Raw genomic sequence first — 18,044 nt, forward strand, 5'->3', positions numbered from 1 at the left:
TAAATCGGATGACGCTAAAGTGACGCTTTTCACGCCTTTGATACTTTTCTTTACCGGCTTGCTAAAGCCGGATTCCCAAAATGTCCGCGCACTGCCTTTGGATGAAAAGCGGCGCTTCTGGACGCGCTATAGATTTTGAACATTCTGCCATACACTGTCAGAATCATCACAAATGACAATACAGTGATCAGCAAACTGCCAAGCAGTGTGACAATCCACAACGGAATGGATTCCAGCATTCCCACGCTCTCAATCTTATCTACAATCTCCGTTGGCAGTTCCGTCACGCTTCCTGCCATACTGGAGCCGCTCATTACGGTTGTCACGATTCCCTGCACGATGGAAAATAGTGCCTGCATAAGTTCCATTCCGTATGTGATTGCTCCCTGAGCAAGAGCAAACCGGATAAATGCTTTTAGCACATGTTCCGGCTTTTTCAGATCTGTAAAACTGCCACACGTTTTTATGATTCCGGCTGCAAAAAATAACACCAGTAATCCATAGGCAATGGCTGTCAGTGTATCATTGATATTGGTCATAATCCGCCAGATGCCGCCACCCTTAAAAGTTGCCGGATTTTCAGTCAGCAGAGTCCACAGTTCTGCCATCTTTTCACTCCATGTGGATAGTGCTGAGTTTAGATTCTGTACAATCCAGTTATCACTCAAAAACTCTCACCTCCTTAAACATATTTTTGTAGCCATGAGCAAAACTCCACACATTCAGTATTTATGCGGGTTTGCGAGGCATGGCAACCTCTTTTATCACTCCAAATTTATAGTAACAATCAACTCCAAATGGTATAATTAAGTTGTCAAAATCAATTCACCGAAAGGAGCTGATTGTTATCTATCGTCAAGAAATTTTGAAAGACATCCGTCTTTTCACTTCACAACCAGTTGCAAAGTTTTATGATTCTCTTTTTCTGAATCTTGATTTATCCTTTGTTCCGGAATTCCCCAAAACAGGAAGAAAAGGGTTTTCAAACCACGCTATGATTTGTTCCTTTATTGTCATGAAATGCGAAGGTTTCTCCATGATTTCCGATCTTGTCGATTATCTTCACAATAATCTTCTGATTGCGCATTTTTGTGGCTTTGATATTTCTCGTCCACTTCCTTCTTATTGGACTTTTGATCGCTTCTTGAAAAATTTTGATAACAAAGTTCTCTCTAAAATCATGAAAACTCAGGTGCTATTCCTTTCTAAAGAAGGTATTGTAGACACTTCTTTTATTGGCTTAGATTCAACTCCTGTCTCTGCAAATACTTCACAGAATAATCCGAAATCTTTTCTCTCAAATAAGTTTAAGCCCGGAAATCAACCAAGGGCGGATTCAGATTGTAGACTCGGCGTCCACACTGCATCCAATCAAACGAATGAGAAAAAATATGAATTTTATTGGGGCTATAAAAACCATGTCCTTGTAGACTGTATTTCAGGTCTTCCTATTTATGAAATGACCACAACCGCGGAAGTTCATGATGCTACCGTCGCTTTAGATATCCTTGCTGCTACCCATTCCTTTCAACCAATAACGGACTGCATATTCCTTGCCGACAAAGGTTACGATGTCAAAAATATCTACAATCAGGTTAAGGAACTTTACAATGGAGAATGTATCATTCCATTAAACAAACGTAATACCAAAAATCCGAAACTTCTTCCTCAAGGGAATCCCATTTGCGAAGCAGGGCTTGCCATGTGGAAGGATGGTAAGTTTTCCGATTGTGGTCGTACCCGTCAAAAGTTTTGTTGTCCTCTAAAATCAAGTAAAGATACCCTTTGCCCATGCCACCACAAAAATTTCTATAATGGTAAAAAGCATCGTGGCTGTACGAGATATCTCACCATTCCTGATGATTTAAGACTTTCCATTGATAGGGACAGCAAATATTTTAAAAGTAATTATTCACTCCGCACAGAATGTGAACGCTATAATTCGCGTTTTAAAAATACTGGTCAAGAGCGGATGTGGGTAAGAAATAAAGCATCTGTTACAAACTTAAACACACTTGCCCATATCAGTTTACTAGCAGTTGCCGTTGCCGCAATCACTAGCCATTCTGGTCAGTCTTATCGCAAACTAAAAACAATAAAACGAATTGCTTGATTAAAAAATTCTCATAGTCTTATGATTTCGTAAGTTTTGGACTTACGTTAGCTTTGCTATGCCATAAAATCGCAACCTCAAACTTTATGGGAGCTAACTGCCAAGTTCTACTTTTGGATCAATATGTTTTGCTCATCTCTAATATTTTTGAATACAGGAGTACCTTCCGGCACTCCTGCTGTTTCCTGATATATTTTTTCAAAGAGGCTTACGCCATAATCAAATCGAGGATTTCTTTGGCGAACGTAATAATTACCCCTCCGGCCAGTGTCAGAAATCCATTTGCCCTCTGGCTTGGATCATGGCTTTTTAAAGACAGACCAACCTGCACAACACCAAATCCAAGCAAAATCAAACCGATCGCACGAATCAGAGAAAAAATAAAGGTAGACAGGTTATTGATAACGGACAACGGATCTCCGGCTGCGAATGCGGTCGTTGCTCCAACCGTTACGGTCAGTACCAGTGCCATATAAAGGCTCATCCACTTTTTCTGTTTTCTCCCCATCGGCATCGGGGTTATCATTTTTTCAGTTGTATTCTTTTTTGTTCTATTTTTTTCTCCTGTGAGAAGTTTCTTCAATACACATCACTCCAATCCATCAAAAAACTGCTATTCACCAAGGATGTCCTCGGTAGACAGCAGTTCGTAATCGTCTAATCTGTTAATGTCAATCTTTAGGTCGTCGTGAGCCAGTGGTGTTTTCGCATAATCATAAGGCGATGCACCACCGTCCTCTGTGTATCTGAAATTCACATGCTTTTTTAAATCATATTTATCGTCCATGATCGGACGCTCCCCACGAATAAACAAAATCGCTTTGCGGTTATCTAAAAGCCGTATTTCATCCGGTGTTAAAAGTTCCCTTCCTGTCTGCTGATAATTCACCGAATAGCTGCCGCTACGCCCTTTTGTCTGTCCGTAGGTATTGGTATCCAATGTCTCTTTTCCCAATAATTCCGAGACATACTTATGTCCTTCTTTTTCATTTCCACCCAGATATAAAAATTCATCGCAGTTGCCGATCAGACTCTCATACGAGTCTTTAAATAAGGCTTTCATCTGTGCAATGTTCTGGATGATGATACTGCAGGAAATCCCTCTGGAACGCATGGTTGCCAGAATCTTGTCAAAATCATCCGGCAAGGCTACGTTTGGCCATTCATCCATAATGCAGTGTACCGGAATCGGAAGCCTTCCTCCGTACTTCCGATCTGCCACATAATACAGTGTCTGAAACAGATTACTGTAAATCATGCCGACCAGATAATTCATGCTGGTGTCTGCATCCGGAATACAGCAAAACAGTGCTACTTTTTTCTCCCCAATACTGTATAAGTCCAGTTCGTCCGTACAGGTCAGGTTGGCGATTTGTTTCAGATTGAACGCTGCCAGACGGACACCAACCGATATCAAAATAGACTTTGCGGTCTTTCCGGCCGCCTGCTTATAAATGGCATACTGCTTGACCGCAATACTCTCTGGGTCCCGCATTTCCAGTCTTTCAAACAAAATGTCCAATGGTGACTGGTAATCCTCATCATCTTCTTTGACCTGTGCGCTTCCAAGCATTTCCATAATCATCGGGAAGTTCTGTTCTTCCGGTGGAGCTTCATGCAGTAAATACAGCATAAGTGCCTGTAAAAGTGCAGTCTCTGACTTTTCCCAGAACGGGTCCGAGCTTTGTGCACCTTTCGGTGTCGTGTTGCGGATCAGGTTGTTAATTAGTTTCAGCACATCCTTGTCATCCCGGACATACGCAAACGGATTATAACACCAGGAAGTCTCCGGATTGATCAAATCAAAAACCCGGACTTCATATCCATTCCGTTCCAGAACACCTCCTGTTTTGCGCAGAAGTTCCGCTTTCGGATCTGTGATCACCATCGAGCAGTTGCACTGCATGATGTTCGGAATCGCATAGGTCCGGCTCTTTCCTGCCCCGGAACCTCCGACTACCAGCACATTTAAATTTCGTTTATGCTTATATCCATCCAGTCCCATGCGGAAATGCTGTGTCAGAAGCAGATTATTCGTGTACTGCTTTTCGCAGTAACGTCTGCAGATTTCGGACACGTTGCCCCATTTTGCGGAACCATGTTCCACGCCTCTTCTATAATTTCTTTTTTGGGATTCATAAATACCAATGCCTAAGAAATAGGCTGCTGTGAATATCAGAATACATTTGAACGTATACGGTGTATACGTGATAAAAAACGGCTGTTCGAGTTTTTCGCTCAGCGTTTCTAAGATTTGAATAAAATTCTTATCCGGTGTAATGGCACAAGCGGTAATCGCTGCCGCCCACCAGACAAATGGCAGAAAGACAAGATACAGAACCCAGTCCTGCTTTTTTGTACTTATCTCTGCAAGTCAGATTCTCTTTTCTTGCGTGGCTTTTCTTCTGGATGTCCCTGTCCTTCTTTCTTATGAAAGGAATCCACTCCCGGTATCAGTGAGAGACTTCTGCCGTTGTCCCACTTAACACCAAGCTGGCCTGCATCATCCACATACTGCACAGTTCCTTCCAGTCCCTGCGGCATACCCGCTTCTCCATCCATCGAATTCAGACAGATTCTTGTTCCTGCCGGATACTGTTCTCTAAGTCTTGCCACTTTTTCTCTTGAATAAATGACCAATCAACCACTCCTTTCTCTACCAGAACATGTGTCTGCTAGTATTCGGTTTTGCAACCTGAATAATAACTTTATCTATTCCATCACTGTATCTTCCGGCTGCAAGATATTTACTTCTGAGTCTGTTCAGTGCCTTACGGATCTGCCTTTGTTCCCCGGCTGTAATCTGCAGTCGTTTCTGAGCGAGGTCGTATTCACTTACTTTTTTCAGAAGAGCTTTCGTTTCTTCCAAACATTCATCCTGCTCACTCTGCGCCTGTAGCTCATCATTCAGTGCCACCACGAACATATTTTTCATAATGTTATCCATCTTCAAATAGTATTTTGTCATCTGGCTGACCTCCTTTTTTGTTACACCAACCATATCACAAGACCTCCGTAATAGCTACTCCAACCGTCCAACTTTTTCACTTTTATCGTTCCGGCTGGTTCTTTGCTTTTTTCTCTTTTCCAGATGCTTTTTCATCCTTGGTTTCCGGTGTTTTTACAGGGTCTCCGATTGCGAACTCATCGGTTACATACTCCTGTTCCTTTGCACCAAAATTCCGTTCGATATGGTTTCGGATACTATAGGAAGCCTGACGGACATCATTTAAAAAGTCTCTCAGTTCCTGTGGATCTTTCTTTCCACATTCATTTCTCTGTGCAATATACTCCAGATTGAATCCGGTAACATCCACACCATAACGTTTCGCAATCACATAGGCTGCACAATAAGCCTGTGCACTGACTTTCTGTCGGCTGTAGGTTCCGGTATGCTGGTCCAGTGCTGCACACGCCAGTTCTCTGTTCAGTGCATGGAATGTCGTTACTTCACTCATTCCGTTGCGGATATAAATGGTACGGTATCTCGGATTGTACTGGGCCTGCACTTTGTCTGGCAGATCATCCTCAATCTGCACACGTACCGACTGGTCTTTTAAGACAGTTCCTATCAGTTCTGTCAGACTTCGCTGAGGGCGTTCTTCCAATGGCTTTCCAGACATCTGACTGATGTCAAATCCTTTTCCAATCGTATACCCTCTCCGCATTTCTCCGTCTTTTTCGTATTCAGTGGAAATCATATAAGTAATGCCATGTTCCCCGACTTTGACCGAACGGTGTTCTTCTCTCCAGCGTTCATAAGACCTTACCACCTTAAAATCTGGATGCTGTCCGTAAATCAAAAGCAGATTCGGTGTTCTCTGGGTATTACACTCTGCCATAAAGTCCAGAAAGCCTTTCAGTTTTTCTCCATCCTGAAAAACTCCCTGTGCCTGTGAATCTACTTCAGCCCATACCTCTTCTCTTTCCTGCTGTTTTTTGGCTGCATATTCTTCTTTCGTCAATTTCTGTTCAGGAACCTGCTGTTCTTCCGTTCCCCCTGAAATCATATCTGTTAAATCCATATACATTACCTGCCTTTCGTTTTCATATTCTTACGTTTCTTCCGGCTCTCTCTGGCATTTTTCCGTCTGTCCGGCCTCTTACGTTTCTCTTCCTGTTCCTTGCGGATATCTCCGAGTTCTTTCCGCACAGATGGTTTTTCATTCTTTTCTTTCCAGCTAATTTCCCGATCGGAAGAAGTATTTCTGTTGCGCGAGAAAGGTTCGGATGGATTCTTTTCTTCCCCCTCCTGCGCCTGTGTAAAATTTCCTTCCGGGAAAGCCTCATCCCCGATCTGGAACATTTCTTCCGCATCGTCCAGTTCAAATTCTATCTTGCCTTCCGGCAGGACAACAGTCTCTGTCCGTACATTCTCCCCGGATGCTTGTTCCATCTGGTTCTCTGCCTTTTCCGGTGCATTCTCTTTTTCCACTGCTTCTGTAACCATAGAGCCTGATTCTGCTTTTACAAAATCCAGATTCATCCGGTCTAATACCCGGTTCATCTTTGCTGCATCATCTGCAAATACCATGACTTCTGTCTGGTCCGGATTCACCTTATCTTTGATAACTACATATAAGATACCTCTCGCCTTGGCTTCTTTTGCAAATTCTTTTAAACGGTCACCCGGAACGGTAAAAAATTTCATCGGGCGCTGTTCCTTTAACATTCTGGTAAGCCTTGTTTTCCCTCTTGTCTTTTTCTGATCCTTTAATGCGGCCGCAATAAAGATTGCCACATGCTTTGCCACATTTCCGGTAATCTTCAAAGAGTATTCCATTCCTTCCAGACTGTACCGCACCACCTGATCCGCCGGTTCTGCTCCATAATTCATACTTATCTCACCTCCTGACTCTTCTGTATTCTTTCTTTATCTTCCACACGTTTTTCATTCTGGCTCTGTTCTTCTGCTTCCTGAAGTCTCGCTTCGATTTCCAAGGAATGCTTTTCAATCTGAACGGTCATACGGACTTCCTTACGGAGTCGCTTCAGTTCCTCATTGATTTCGGACAATCGTTCTTCCCCTGTCTTGCTGCCCCCATTCCGGTACAATCCTCTGCGTTCTTTCATAAGTTCCGCAATCTGCTTTTGCAATGGTTCTCGGTATGCGGCAAGCTGCTCTCTGGTTGTGATGTCATGTTTCATTAGAAATTCAATCTGTTCAATCCTGCGGTCCAGTTTCCGGATATCCTCTCTGACCACGTATGGACTCCGTTTCGGTCTTTTTGGCAGTACCCCCATCTGATATAAATAGGAATAATACAGTGCCTGAATCCCGGTCAGTTTCTTCTTTGGATAAATCTGTACTGCCTTTTGATAGACTCGTTTCACCTTTGGCTGTAGTATCTGCCCACGTATTTCCTCTTCGGAATAGTTTTTTCCAAGAGAACGCAGACGGATATACCGTTCCATCCCCGGAGCTTTTAAAGAGATGTATTTCCTGTTCAGTTTCCATGTATATCCCCGCTTTTCCATCTCTTTTAGGAATTGTGACCAGGAGTAGCTTTCCTGTACAGATTCCCTGATATCCAAACGGATTGCCATTCTCCATGTCGGCTTTCCTTCCTGTTCTGCTTTCCACTGTACATAAGGGATTGATTTTTTCTGATTGGATTCAATGATAGACAGACCATATTTTCTGCACAGGTCATCGGAAATCTTACGGATCTCCGTATAATAACTCTTAGCATTACTATGGTACTTATGTCCGTCCACCATGCTTACAGAATTCCAGACAATATGATTATGATAGTGTCTGGTATTAAGATGTGTTGTTATGACTACTTCAAACTGTCCTTTTAAGAGCCGGTCTGCCAGTTCCTGCCCGATGAGATGTGCCAGTTCCGGTGTCACCTCACCTTCTGCAAAACTCTGTACCAGATGGTATCCTTCCACACCGCCCATCTTATGGAATCTCTTTTTCGTTGTCAGCATATCTTCATACGCATTTTCATTGGTGCATCCGATGGTATCTTCGAAGACCGCTTGTTCCGTCTTTGTCCGGTTCATGGCATAATCAATGGCAGCCTCCAGAGAGTCTGCTTTCTGTGTGGTTTTTTCTTTGTCTTTCACATATTCGATGGAACGGTCCAGGCGGTGGACGGGGATAACACTTGTATAAGCCATCTGTCATTACCACTCTTCCTTTACCAGATGCCATGTCTCTTTGGTAAGCCGGAGCATTTCCTGTACACTCTGCTCACTTGCCATTCCCGAAGCATTCGCAACATGGGCAAGCTGGTTCGCATTATTGCACAGACCCGCTATCTTCCTAAGCAGTTCCGGGTGATGTTCACAAGGTTTTGCGTGTACCTGTGCTCCTAAGATCAGCGAACGCATAAACTCTTCCCGACTCAGTCCGCTTTTTTCCACCTGTTCCTCCAATTCCCTGAGTTCCCTTGCATTTAACCGCACCGGGATCACATGGTTTCGTTTTCGCATTGCATCACCGTCCCTTCTCTTTTCTCTTTCATCATATCGCCAAGCTCCTCATCGGATTTTTTCGCTGCAACCATGCAACAGGTCACTATCACTCCTATAAATCCTCCGCTCATCAATGCGATTACAATCATTACTCCATTTCTTAACATGACTTGATCCTTCCTTTCCATTTCCGTCTGTGTCCGGGGGATTGGGGTTCTCCCCAAAGTGCGTTTGGATATCCAAACGCTATGCTTGCAAAACGAGTACCACCAGTTTCTGTAGTACCGGATTAACTCGATTCCGATTTATTTTGATTCTTTTATCTGTACCAGTCCATCAAGTGTCGTACAAATGATATGGAGTCTGTCTGCCATACTGATTTCGGTATTCATTGTTCCTGTCACTTCTTTCCCACATACGACTACCATCCGGCATCTCCGCAAAAGGATATGGGACATTCTTCCATATCCCTGCATATCTTCTGCATCGGATTCTTCCAAAAATGGTGAGAATACAAATCTCGGACAGATTGGTACATACCCAAGTTCATAGATTTTTCTGCAATATTTCTGCACTTTTACCCGACTTTCTTCTGCTGAACAGCACACATAAGCCAGCGCCTGTTCCATACGCTCCATCTCCTTCCTGCATCCAGTTGGATGCCAAGTATTTTCTCTATAAAAAACAAGATGTCCAATTGGACATCCCGGCTACTTTTCATCCTCTTTCTGCTCTGCTTCTAATGCAATTCTCACTCTGTCACTTCCCAGTTTGTAGTAGGCATCTGTTACCTCAATTCCTACTGCACGATAGCCTGTCATAACCGCTGCAAGGACAGTCGTTCCTGCTCCGGCAAACGGGTCCAGGATCAGACCTCCCGGTTCGCAAATCTGGATGACATCTTTCATAAGCTGCAACGGCTTCTCTGTCACATGAATCCGGTTCTGCGGATTTCCATATCGGAAGACTCCCGGCAGACAAGATACCGGACGGTTGATTGGCATCGGTCCATTACTGCCCCACACAATGTATTCAGCCTGCTGGCGGAAACGGCCTTTCTGTGGACGGGAGTTTCCCTTATCCCACACCGCTGTTCCTCGCCAAATCCATCCTGCCCACTGCAATGCATCGGTAATTGATGGATACTGACGCCAGTCAATGAACAGACAGATCGGAGCTCCTTTCTTGCAGGCTTTCCGCACATCGTAAAGCCACTCAGCCATCCAGTGTGTCCATGATCTCTGATCTTTATTGTCCCCATCAAAATCCGGAAGTGCATTTGCAGCACTCATACTGCTGTATTTCTGGTTTGTAGTACGATTTCTTTCATTCTGCTTTGTTCCACCGGACGCATACGGTGGATCGGTAATGACTGCATCAAAGATTCCCGGCTGGAATGCTTTGACCAGTTTTAATGTATCTCCATGTAATATTTTCCAGTTTTCCCCTTCAGCATATTCCTCTGGGTATGTTCCCTCTTTCATAAGTTCTTCCAAACTCAGGCCATTTGTCATAGGCATCATCCTTTCTTTTCTCAGCGTTCCGGCTGATTTTTCTTCTTTGTTTGTCTTTTCTGGTAGGACTGTGGCGGTTTCAGTTTCTCAGGAACAGAAAAAGCACTCCACTTTCCATTTTCATATAAGAACATATCTTTTGTGTGGTTATTAAATATATCCCAAGGGAAAATATCCCCTTTGATATAGATATTTCCTCTTACTTCTCCATACACATGGCTTTCTCCACCGATAACAGGTGCATTTACTCCTACCGTATCAATAAATGCTTTTCCACTGATTACCGCATTTTCCTTTATCTCACCGCCACAGATATAACAGTCTCTCTTCGCAACTGCTCTGTCATAAAAAGTAGTATCTCCGGTAACAACAGCATAACCTCTGACCAGACTGCCATCATAAAGTGCAGCCTCTTCCTTTACCTCACCGTTTTCACAACAGATTGCATCATCATAAATCCAGCAAGTCCCTTCCTGTGACAGATTGTTTTCATTCTCTATAAAACCGCCCAGTGTTCCTTTTGGTACTTTCTCATTCACATCTGACACCGCCTGTATTCGATGGAGCCATGGATATTTCGGATGTTCAATCTCTGTAATCTTATACTTACTCACGTTCTCTCCTTTCACCGTTCCGGCTGCTGTTTCTTCTTTGCCTTCCTATTTTCTTTTGGTGGTGGACTCAACTCAGTTTCCACATATTCGCTGATAATCAAAAGTGCTTTGTAATAGTCCCCACTTTCCAATACCCTTTTACACATTTCTTTTGCTTCTGCTGTCTGTTTATTCTTTTTCAAAAGAGTTGAGGCATCGCCCATAATGGAAAAAATATTCCCATCATGTCCAAGGAACTGTAACTTGGGACGTTGTTTCTCAGGCTTTGTCGGAATCTGCTCTGTTTTCTTTTCATACATTTTCGGCTGTTCCATATCCGGATGCCAAAAATGCACATTCAGCGTTCCTCCATCTACCTTTATATCCCTCTGCTCAAATCCTTCACCCCAACCGTCACTGTACTGTCCTGTAATGTATTCGGTGAATTCCTGTAGCTCTTCCTGACTTAAAAATTCATTTAATTCCAGTTTGGTACAGCCGTACAGGATTCCGTCTTTGTTTTCTATCGTAACAACTGCACTTTGTATCTTTCCCTGAATGGACTCACTTCCATCAAAATACTGCATGAGATCATCTTCCCCATAACGTTCCAGTTCTTCTCGGATGACTTCTTCATAATCGGCAAGTTCTGTTCCATCTAACGGCATTCCATATTCATCACTCTCCGACCAATCTTCTTCCCATTCGGATTCTTCTGAATAAAGATTTCCAGTCAGCTCCGTCAACAGATGTACGTGCATCGTTCCTTTTTCTTCCATTCTCTATCACCTTCTTTCCAATGGTCTGTCCCTGCATTTATTTGCCTGCTTTTTTTCTTTCGCAAGGTCTGCATAATCTTCCCCTTCTTTTTCCGGCAGATTGCAGATAATCTGATACGTTCCCTCGTAATGTTTTTTCATCTGTTCTTTCGCCCATCTCCCGGCAAAGTCATTATCGGTGCATATTTCAATTTCTTTGATTTCCGGATGGTTCTTCAGAAACTCTTCCAGTGCGTCCGGCGGCTTTTTAAAACGTTCACTCTGTATCAGTGCGTTTTCTTTCGGAGCAGCGATTCCCCCAAGGGAAAGACGATATTTATCCCTCTTTCCTTCTTCCAGTGTCATGTGTGCCAATGCATCAATACACGCTTCATATACGGCAACTCGCTTTGTTTCTCTTTCAGGTGGAATGCAAAAGCTGTACTTTTTTTCACTCCCGGTCTGCTCCATCTTGAATCCCTTCCCGTTTTTTTCATAGATTCCTCGCAGGAATGCATATCTTGCTTTTCTGGATTCATCTTTCCCAACAAAAACTGCGTTATGGTACGGGACACTTTCATAAAGGATTTCATGTGAAATACAATATGTGATCACTTCATCGCTGATTCCTCTGTGGTTTAAATAAGCCCTGATTCGTCTGCAATTACAATATCTCTCCGGCAGTTTAAATAGTGGTTTTTCCTTTTCGGCAGACTGTGTCGGAATAAAAGACGGACTCTCTTCGCACAGCAGTTTTACAGCATCTGTAAATTTCATTCCATCCACTTCAATCAGGAACCGCAGTGCAGACACTCCCCCGATATCTCTGGATTTCCAATGCCATTTACTCGACAATTCATTGATTTTAAAACTGTCATGGTCCGTCAACTGCCATTCATTTCTGGTTCTTGTCTTTTGCAGTCTCTGTGCCTGATGTGTTCGCAAATACTCATACGCAGTCATATTTTTTGCTGCCTGAATCTCTTCTTCTGTTACCCAAGGCATTACAGAATCGTATCCTGAAGAGCCAGTACCTTATCTGTCCGCTCCCAAGGAAACTCCTTTCTTCCAAAATGACCAAAAACTGCCGTCTGCCGGAAAATCGGACGATTCAATCGAAGGGATTCCATGATCTGAACGGGTGTCACTCCAAACACCAGTGGGATTGCTGCCGCCAGACAATCATCTGCACACACTTTTCCTGTACCAAAGGTATCTACCTCAATCATAACCGGTTCTGCTACTCCGATTGCATAAGCCAGAGACACCTGACACTTGCTTGCAAACTCAGCAGCTACTATATTTTTGGCGATATACCTTGCCATATAAGCCGCCGAACGGTCTACTTTCGAACAGTCCTTTCCCGAAAATGCACCGCCGCCATGCGGAATCATACTGCCATAAGTATCCACCATCAGCTTTCTCCCCGTCAGTCCGGTATCTGCATCAAACCCTCCACACACAAATTTTCCTGACGGATTAATCAGAATCTTCGTATCCTCATCCGGCGGCAGTAATCTGAGTGCTGAGCGAAGCACTTTCTCTCTAATCTCGGCATCTAACTTCTTCAGGCTCTTTTCTGCACCATGCTGGCAGGAAACAACAACACTTTCCAGTCTCACTGGTTTTCCATCTTCATATTCTACGGTTACCTGTGCTTTTCCATCAGAAAAGATATCTTTGATATATCCGCTTCTTCTGCAAGCCGAAAGTTCACGTGTGATCCGGTGTGCCAGAACAGTCGGCATTGGCATAAGCTGCGGAGTCTCATCGCACGCATATCCGACCATAACACCCTGATCTCCAGCTCCCCTGCTTCTGTCTCTTATCTTTGCACCAATATTATCCCGAAATTCTTTCGACACACTCACTGCTTTCGCAATATCTGGACTCTGCTGGTGTACAAACGTATCCATTTCTATCCCATCTGTACAATACCCACACTCTTCTAAAACTTTTCGGATCACATCAAACACTGGTGGTTCATATCCGCTGGTGATTTCTCCTGCTACAAACACATTTCCTCTTGTAGCAAGGACTTCACACGCCACTCTCGAAGATGGATCGTAACGCAGACATTCATCTAAGATTGCATCTGCTATCTGATCGCATACTTTGTCTGGGTGTCCTTCTGTTACTGATTCTGCTGTATAAAAACGTCTCATCATTCTTCTCCTTATATACAGACAGGGCAGAAGCTGCTTTATGCACATCTCCTGCCCTGTCAGATTGGTTTATCCTGTAATTTTTATTTTATTTTTCTTCTGTTTCTTTTTTGTTGTCTGTCATTTTTGACTTCTTTCTGCGGTATACAGTCACTCCTGTAGCTGTTCCAGCAGATGCCAGTGCAAGCAGAACAAACGCCCATATTTTCTGGTTATCACCTGTTTTTGGTGCATTTGTTTTTTCTGTTGTTTTCTCCGGTGTTCTGGCATCTTTCATTTCTACTTTCTGGACTTCCATTGTATCTTTCAATGTAAATGTGACATCTTCCGCAATCTCGTAACCATCCGGTGCTGTGATCTCACGCAGAGTAAGTTCTTCATTGACTGGGAGTTTTTCAACGGAATGTGGTTTTCCATCTGTAATCCACTCTTCCAGAACAGTTCCGTCTTTGCGGATAATCTGAAGCTTTGCCCCTTCCAGTTCTTTTCCGGTTGTAAGGTCTGTTTTTGAAATTTCCACTTTGGAATATTCATCTTTCATCTCAACCTTTGTCACACTGCCATCTTCTTTGACTTCAAACATCACATCGCTGGCAGACACATAGCCATCTTCATAAGGAGCCAGTTCCTCATGTAAGGTATAACTTCCTTCCGGCAGTCCGTAAATGACATGTTCTTCCTTACTGCTTACCCATTCTTCCACAACATTTCCGTCTTTATCAATGACCTGCAGTTTGGCTCCTTCCAGCTCATTTCCGGTAGTTGCATCTGTTTTTGTAATGCGTGTTTCTGTCGGCTGATTCTCAACTTCTTTGTTCAGTTCAATCTTTGCAAGATTCTGATTTTCGTAAGTTGCATCTACATTCCATACTTCCTCATTTGGAAGATATCCAGCTTTTCTGACTTCCTCTTTGACATAGTATTTTCCATGTGGAAGATCACTGTCGAAAGTAAGTGTTCCCTTTGCATCCGTTGCTTTCTTTTCCAGCAAGGTATCTTTCTCTACGAGAACCTCTCCCTGATTAGAAAGAATATCTTCTGCAGCATACAGTCCAAAAATAACACCTTCCAGCTTTTCGCCTGTGACAGAATCTTTCTTTTCTACTGATACGAAAACTTTCTGTCTTTCATTTTTATAGGTAACGCCTTCATAAACAACTGCCTGTGTATCATCCTCTGCTGTCAGGGTAAATTCTTTCTGTTCTGTATTTAGGACAAAATTCTCTCCTGCTACAACTTCTTTCAGATAATACGTTCCCAGTGGCAGATTGTTGATAACTGCTGTTCCATTTTCATCTGTAGTCAGTTTGGCTACCAGATCATCTTTCTCATAACGAACAACTGGATTTCCTTCTTCGTCCTTTGCTCCGTCCGGTGAATAGATGGTATCTTTGGCATATACTTCAAATTCAGCACCTTCTACTCCGGTTTCTTCATATTTAAAGCCTTTATAAATACCTGTTTCTTCTTTACCAGATACGGTATTTCTTACTTTAGAAACCAGTGCTTTTACTTTTGCCAGAACAGAATCTCCGGTTACTTCGGTAAGCTGTTCTCCCTTTTTCGTCAGGAGCAGGCTTCCTACCTGTTCGTCATTTTTCTGTTCTACTTCTACAATCGCAGCTCCTGTATCCGGATCAATCTGATGTGCAGTGTTTGAGGATACTGTAATTACAATACCATTCTGTGGATTTTCTTTATATGTTCCTTTTGTAGTCTGCTCTAATGGTGAAATAATCGTTGTTCCATCATACAGGGACTCTTCGCTTCCCTGTCTTACAAATCCTTCCGGTGCTTTTACTTCTTCGATTCGATAGGTAGCGCACTTCAGTTCCTGCGGTGTGATCAGATATCCTTCCTCATTTGTTTTGAATACACTGATCTTTTCTTTCTTCGGATACTGAACAACCTGTTCCACATATTTCTTATTTGTCACATCGTAAATCTTATAAGAGGCTCCGGCCTTTAAAACCGTATTTCCAGTCTGTGCATCCTTCTTTACGATTTTCAACAAAAATTCAAACGGACGGTCATCAAATACTCTCCACTGCATTGGTTCTCTGCTGTCATTTTCCACATTTACAACAAATGGATCAATGGTTTTCAGATTCTCCGGGGTAGTGCTTTCCACTACAACATAACTTCCATACGGCAGTTCCGGGCTGACTGCATATCCTTTGGTATCAGTGATCAGTTCCGGTACTGGTACGGCGGTTCCATTCTCATAAGTAACTGCAACCTGCTCTTTGCTGAAGTCATAATTCTTGAAATCACTTGCTGTATAGCTTTCTCCATTGGACGGTTTCAGTTTCCCATTTTTCACCTGTGTCAGGTCGCTGATCAGATATACCTTAAATCTTGCTCCTGCAACCAGGTCCGTTTCTGTCTGCTCTCCATCTTCACTGATTTTGATTAACTGGAATGCCTGTTTCTTTACCTGCTCTTTTACCGTAAGGTCTCTTGTCACTTCGGCAACATCCTGACCTTCATAAGTTACTGATACCTCATATTTGGTAGTATCCAGTGTATATCCTTCCGGTGGAGTGATTTCTTTTAGATACATTTCTCCAAGGTATAATTCTGAAAATTCCAGTGTTCCGTCATCTCCGATGACTCCCTGTGCAATCAGGCTGTCCTGTTTATACAGAACTCCTGTTGTGCCATCCGGATGCACGATGTCCTCTTTGGCATAAAGACCATACACCGCACCACGAAGAGCACTGTCCCCCTGCGCTTTAAATGCAAGTGTTTCTTTATCGATCTTTGCGATTTTTACTTTTCCGGTGACTCTCTCATCTGTTGCTGTTACATTCAATGTCTTTCCGGCTGCAACATCTACTTTATATACTTCTGTATTCAGTTTATATCCTGTCGGAGCAGTGATCTCTTTTACATACACAGTTTTCAGTGCAGAATCAAAATAATCGCTGACTGCTTTTCCATCTCTTCCGGTTGCTGACATTGTCATCAGCAGGTTTTCACACTTCTTATCAGTATAAATACCATAAACTGCTCCTGACAGTAGATTCTGTGTATTGACATCTTTCTTCATAAGTTCAATGCGTGTCATATTCAGCCACTGTACACTAAAACTTACCGGAGCTGCTGTTTCACTTTCAAATACACCGATATCCTGCTTGGAATTTCCGGTTGTCAGCACCAGTGTTCTCCATGTCTTTCCGACAGAACCATATAAGTTGCCGGAAGCATAACTGCCTGTCAGTAATAAATCCGCAGACAGATAGAATGTATCTCCACCATAAATCTGGATTTTTCCATTTGTAACACTTGTTCCTTTGGAAAGATTATGTGCTGTCACATTTTCCGGTACACTCAATGTCACATAGTTTCTGTGATCTCCAGACAGTGTGATATTTGGTGTTTTCTGGATGTTTCCATCCCGTACTGCATTCAGCTTTGTGCTTGAAAGGCTCAGTTCACCTTTTGGCGGTTCTTCCTGTCCAAACAGATAATTGATATATGCGATAACCCCTGCATTTACAAGGTCATTATAATTACACCCTGTAAATCCGGCTTCTCCTGCATAAGCGTAGCTGGCTGCAATGTGTGTATACACATACTTTTCATCTTCCGTTTTTCCAGACAGATAACTTCCTGTCAGATCTCCTGCCCCGCCATAACCATAATAAAGGACTTTCTGTAGATTTTTATTGCTGTCCAGTACCTGTGCTACATAACTTCCACTCGGTGGGGATGCTTTCTGGGACTGAAGGCAGTATGCAATTTTCCCATTGACTGTAAACAGGCAAGTAAGATAATTTCCAATATAACTTGGATAATAAATAGTTCTCCCCTTTGTCAATGTAACTGTGGAACCGCTGCTTGTAGCTCTTTCAGCCGCAGACAATACCATCACATTTCCCTCTTCGATGTCCTCTTTCAGTTCTTTGACTGCCTGTGCAGATGCATCTTCTTCGGATGTTTCAATTTCTACATCTGTGTAGTTCTGCACAGGCGAATCCGAATCATCTTCAGATTCTGTATCTGACTTCTGTTTCTCTCCACCATTTTCTTCAGAATGTGCCTGACCTTCTGTATCCGTCAGAGTCACTTTCCGGGTGATGGTATAGCTGTCACTCTTATCTTTTGGAACGACCATATAAGTGGCAATATATGTTCCTGCTTTGTCAGAATGATACTCTCCACCATTCTCATCTTTGATACTTACAAGCGTAACATCTTCTTTTTCTGCATCATAATGGATTCCTTCCATACAGGTTTCCACCGCAAATGTTTCATCCGAAACCGCTTTTGTGATATCATCTGCTGTAACCGATGTATCTTTCTGGCTTGTTACCGCCTGTACTTCCGTCTGCTGTTCCGAGCCTGTCTGTTCGACCGCAAACGCATTTACACTGCTCAAGGTACTGATGCCCATCAGGACAGCCAGTCCAAAAGCAGCTATTCTGGTCTTTAATTTTCTAACCTTCATGTGCTTTTCCTTCCTAATTATA

At 43.0% G+C, this 18,044-nt stretch carries 17 protein-coding genes and 1 pseudogene; 1 reads left to right on the forward strand and 17 read right to left on the reverse strand.

Annotated elements, in window-relative coordinates; genetic code table 11:
- Window positions 1–128: 128 nt before the first annotated feature.
- Window positions 129–608: pseudogene (locus D8Q48_RS06210) on the reverse strand (hypothetical protein); the annotation flags it as partial.
- A 203-nt stretch (window positions 609–811) separates the two neighbouring features.
- Between D8Q48_RS06210 and D8Q48_RS06215 the strand changes: the two are divergent.
- Window positions 812–2,113 (forward strand): transposase, encoded by a 1,302-nt coding sequence (locus tag D8Q48_RS06215; RefSeq protein ID WP_055156278.1) that lies wholly within the window; start codon window positions 812–814, stop codon window positions 2,111–2,113.
- 208 nt (window positions 2,114–2,321) lie between these two features.
- Here D8Q48_RS06215 and D8Q48_RS06220 read toward each other — a convergent pair whose 3' ends face one another.
- From D8Q48_RS06220 to D8Q48_RS06295, 16 genes are all read right to left on the reverse strand, one after another.
- Entirely contained in the window at window positions 2,322–2,639 is a 318-nt protein-coding gene (locus tag D8Q48_RS06220; RefSeq protein ID WP_044927371.1) for a glutamyl-tRNA amidotransferase, read from the reverse strand.
- Window positions 2,640–2,726: 87 nt separating this feature from the next.
- Window positions 2,727–4,451, reverse strand: coding sequence for a VirD4-like conjugal transfer protein, CD1115 family (locus D8Q48_RS06225; protein ID WP_154301185.1), 1,725 nt, complete (start codon window positions 4,449–4,451; stop codon window positions 2,727–2,729).
- Window positions 4,452–4,474: 23 nt separating this feature from the next.
- The gene (locus D8Q48_RS06230) at window positions 4,475–4,753 is read right to left on the reverse strand and encodes a DUF4314 domain-containing protein (protein WP_024852684.1); all 279 of its coding nucleotides are present in this window, start codon (window positions 4,751–4,753) and stop codon (window positions 4,475–4,477) included.
- A 16-nt stretch (window positions 4,754–4,769) separates the two neighbouring features.
- A complete protein-coding gene (locus tag D8Q48_RS06235) occupies window positions 4,770–5,114 on the reverse strand; it encodes a hypothetical protein (protein WP_007884627.1) in 345 nt (114 codons plus the stop codon).
- A gap of 49 nt (window positions 5,115–5,163) precedes the next feature.
- On the reverse strand, window positions 5,164–6,144 hold the full coding sequence (locus D8Q48_RS06240; protein ID WP_007884626.1) for an ArdC family protein: 981 nt from the start codon (window positions 6,142–6,144) through the stop codon (window positions 5,164–5,166).
- Window positions 6,144–6,950: a PcfB family protein gene (locus tag D8Q48_RS06245; protein ID WP_121055906.1), complete on the reverse strand. Its 807-nt coding sequence runs from the start codon at window positions 6,948–6,950 to the stop codon at window positions 6,144–6,146. Before D8Q48_RS06245 ends, D8Q48_RS06240 begins: the two co-directional genes overlap by 1 nt.
- 2 nt (window positions 6,951–6,952) lie before the next feature.
- On the reverse strand, window positions 6,953–8,242 hold the full coding sequence (locus D8Q48_RS06250) for a relaxase/mobilization nuclease domain-containing protein (RefSeq protein WP_121055908.1): 1,290 nt from the start codon (window positions 8,240–8,242) through the stop codon (window positions 6,953–6,955).
- Window positions 8,243–8,248: 6 nt separating this feature from the next.
- Window positions 8,249–8,557, reverse strand: coding sequence for a plasmid mobilization relaxosome protein MobC (gene mobC / locus D8Q48_RS06255; protein ID WP_024852688.1), 309 nt, complete (start codon window positions 8,555–8,557; stop codon window positions 8,249–8,251).
- Window positions 8,536–8,706 carry a DUF3789 domain-containing protein gene (locus D8Q48_RS06260; RefSeq protein WP_117482321.1) on the reverse strand — a complete coding sequence of 57 codons (171 nt, stop codon included), beginning with the start codon at window positions 8,704–8,706 and terminating at the stop codon, window positions 8,536–8,538. The genes mobC and D8Q48_RS06260 overlap by 22 nt, the downstream gene beginning before the upstream one ends.
- 138 nt (window positions 8,707–8,844) lie before the next feature.
- Window positions 8,845–9,168: a hypothetical protein gene (locus D8Q48_RS06265; RefSeq protein WP_015513330.1), complete on the reverse strand. Its 324-nt coding sequence runs from the start codon at window positions 9,166–9,168 to the stop codon at window positions 8,845–8,847.
- An 81-nt stretch (window positions 9,169–9,249) separates the two neighbouring features.
- Window positions 9,250–10,062, reverse strand: coding sequence for a site-specific DNA-methyltransferase (locus D8Q48_RS06270; RefSeq protein WP_101884943.1), 813 nt, complete (start codon window positions 10,060–10,062; stop codon window positions 9,250–9,252).
- Between the two features lie 11 nt (window positions 10,063–10,073).
- Window positions 10,074–10,667 (reverse strand): hypothetical protein, encoded by a 594-nt coding sequence (locus tag D8Q48_RS06275; RefSeq protein WP_110102472.1) that lies wholly within the window; start codon window positions 10,665–10,667, stop codon window positions 10,074–10,076.
- A gap of 11 nt (window positions 10,668–10,678) precedes the next feature.
- Window positions 10,679–11,425: a hypothetical protein gene (locus D8Q48_RS06280; RefSeq protein WP_110102382.1), complete on the reverse strand. Its 747-nt coding sequence runs from the start codon at window positions 11,423–11,425 to the stop codon at window positions 10,679–10,681.
- A gap of 6 nt (window positions 11,426–11,431) precedes the next feature.
- Window positions 11,432–12,409 (reverse strand): DUF3991 and TOPRIM domain-containing protein, encoded by a 978-nt coding sequence (locus tag D8Q48_RS06285; RefSeq protein ID WP_110102380.1) that lies wholly within the window; start codon window positions 12,407–12,409, stop codon window positions 11,432–11,434.
- Window positions 12,409–13,569 (reverse strand): methionine adenosyltransferase, encoded by a 1,161-nt coding sequence (gene metK, locus D8Q48_RS06290; protein WP_164979694.1) that lies wholly within the window; start codon window positions 13,567–13,569, stop codon window positions 12,409–12,411. The genes D8Q48_RS06285 and metK overlap by 1 nt, the downstream gene beginning before the upstream one ends.
- Window positions 13,570–13,657: 88 nt before the next feature.
- Window positions 13,658–18,022, reverse strand: a complete 4,365-nt coding sequence (locus D8Q48_RS06295; protein WP_110102377.1) for a SpaA isopeptide-forming pilin-related protein — start codon at window positions 18,020–18,022, stop codon at window positions 13,658–13,660.
- Between the last annotated feature and the right edge of the window lie 22 nt (window positions 18,023–18,044).

It is taken from the genome of Ruminococcus sp. B05 (genome assembly GCF_003628495.1).
GTDB lineage: Bacteria > Bacillota > Clostridia > Lachnospirales > Lachnospiraceae > Schaedlerella > Schaedlerella hominis.

Bases quoted from the DNA above. Each gene is read 5' to 3' on its own strand.
- D8Q48_RS06220 (WP_044927371.1), bottom strand. From the start codon at position 2,639: ATGATAACCCCGATGCCGATGGGGAGAAAACAGAAAAAGTGGATGAGC.
- D8Q48_RS06235 (WP_007884627.1), bottom strand. From the start codon at position 5,114: ATGGTTGGTGTAACAAAAAAGGAGGTCAGCCAGATGACAAAATACTAT.
- D8Q48_RS06240 (WP_007884626.1), bottom strand. From the start codon at position 6,144: ATGTATATGGATTTAACAGATATGATTTCAGGGGGAACGGAAGAACAG.
- D8Q48_RS06245 (WP_121055906.1), bottom strand. From the start codon at position 6,950: ATGAATTATGGAGCAGAACCGGCGGATCAGGTGGTGCGGTACAGTCTG.
- D8Q48_RS06250 (WP_121055908.1), bottom strand. From the start codon at position 8,242: ATGGCTTATACAAGTGTTATCCCCGTCCACCGCCTGGACCGTTCCATC.
- mobC (WP_024852688.1), bottom strand. From the start codon at position 8,557: ATGCGAAAACGAAACCATGTGATCCCGGTGCGGTTAAATGCAAGGGAA.
- D8Q48_RS06260 (WP_117482321.1), bottom strand. From the start codon at position 8,706: ATGTTAAGAAATGGAGTAATGATTGTAATCGCATTGATGAGCGGAGGA.
- D8Q48_RS06265 (WP_015513330.1), bottom strand. From the start codon at position 9,168: ATGGAACAGGCGCTGGCTTATGTGTGCTGTTCAGCAGAAGAAAGTCGG.
- D8Q48_RS06270 (WP_101884943.1), bottom strand. From the start codon at position 10,062: ATGATGCCTATGACAAATGGCCTGAGTTTGGAAGAACTTATGAAAGAG.
- D8Q48_RS06280 (WP_110102382.1), bottom strand. From the start codon at position 11,425: ATGGAAGAAAAAGGAACGATGCACGTACATCTGTTGACGGAGCTGACT.
- D8Q48_RS06285 (WP_110102380.1), bottom strand. From the start codon at position 12,409: ATGCCTTGGGTAACAGAAGAAGAGATTCAGGCAGCAAAAAATATGACT.
- metK (WP_164979694.1), bottom strand. From the start codon at position 13,569: ATGAGACGTTTTTATACAGCAGAATCAGTAACAGAAGGACACCCAGAC.
- D8Q48_RS06295 (WP_110102377.1), bottom strand. From the start codon at position 18,022: ATGAAGGTTAGAAAATTAAAGACCAGAATAGCTGCTTTTGGACTGGCT.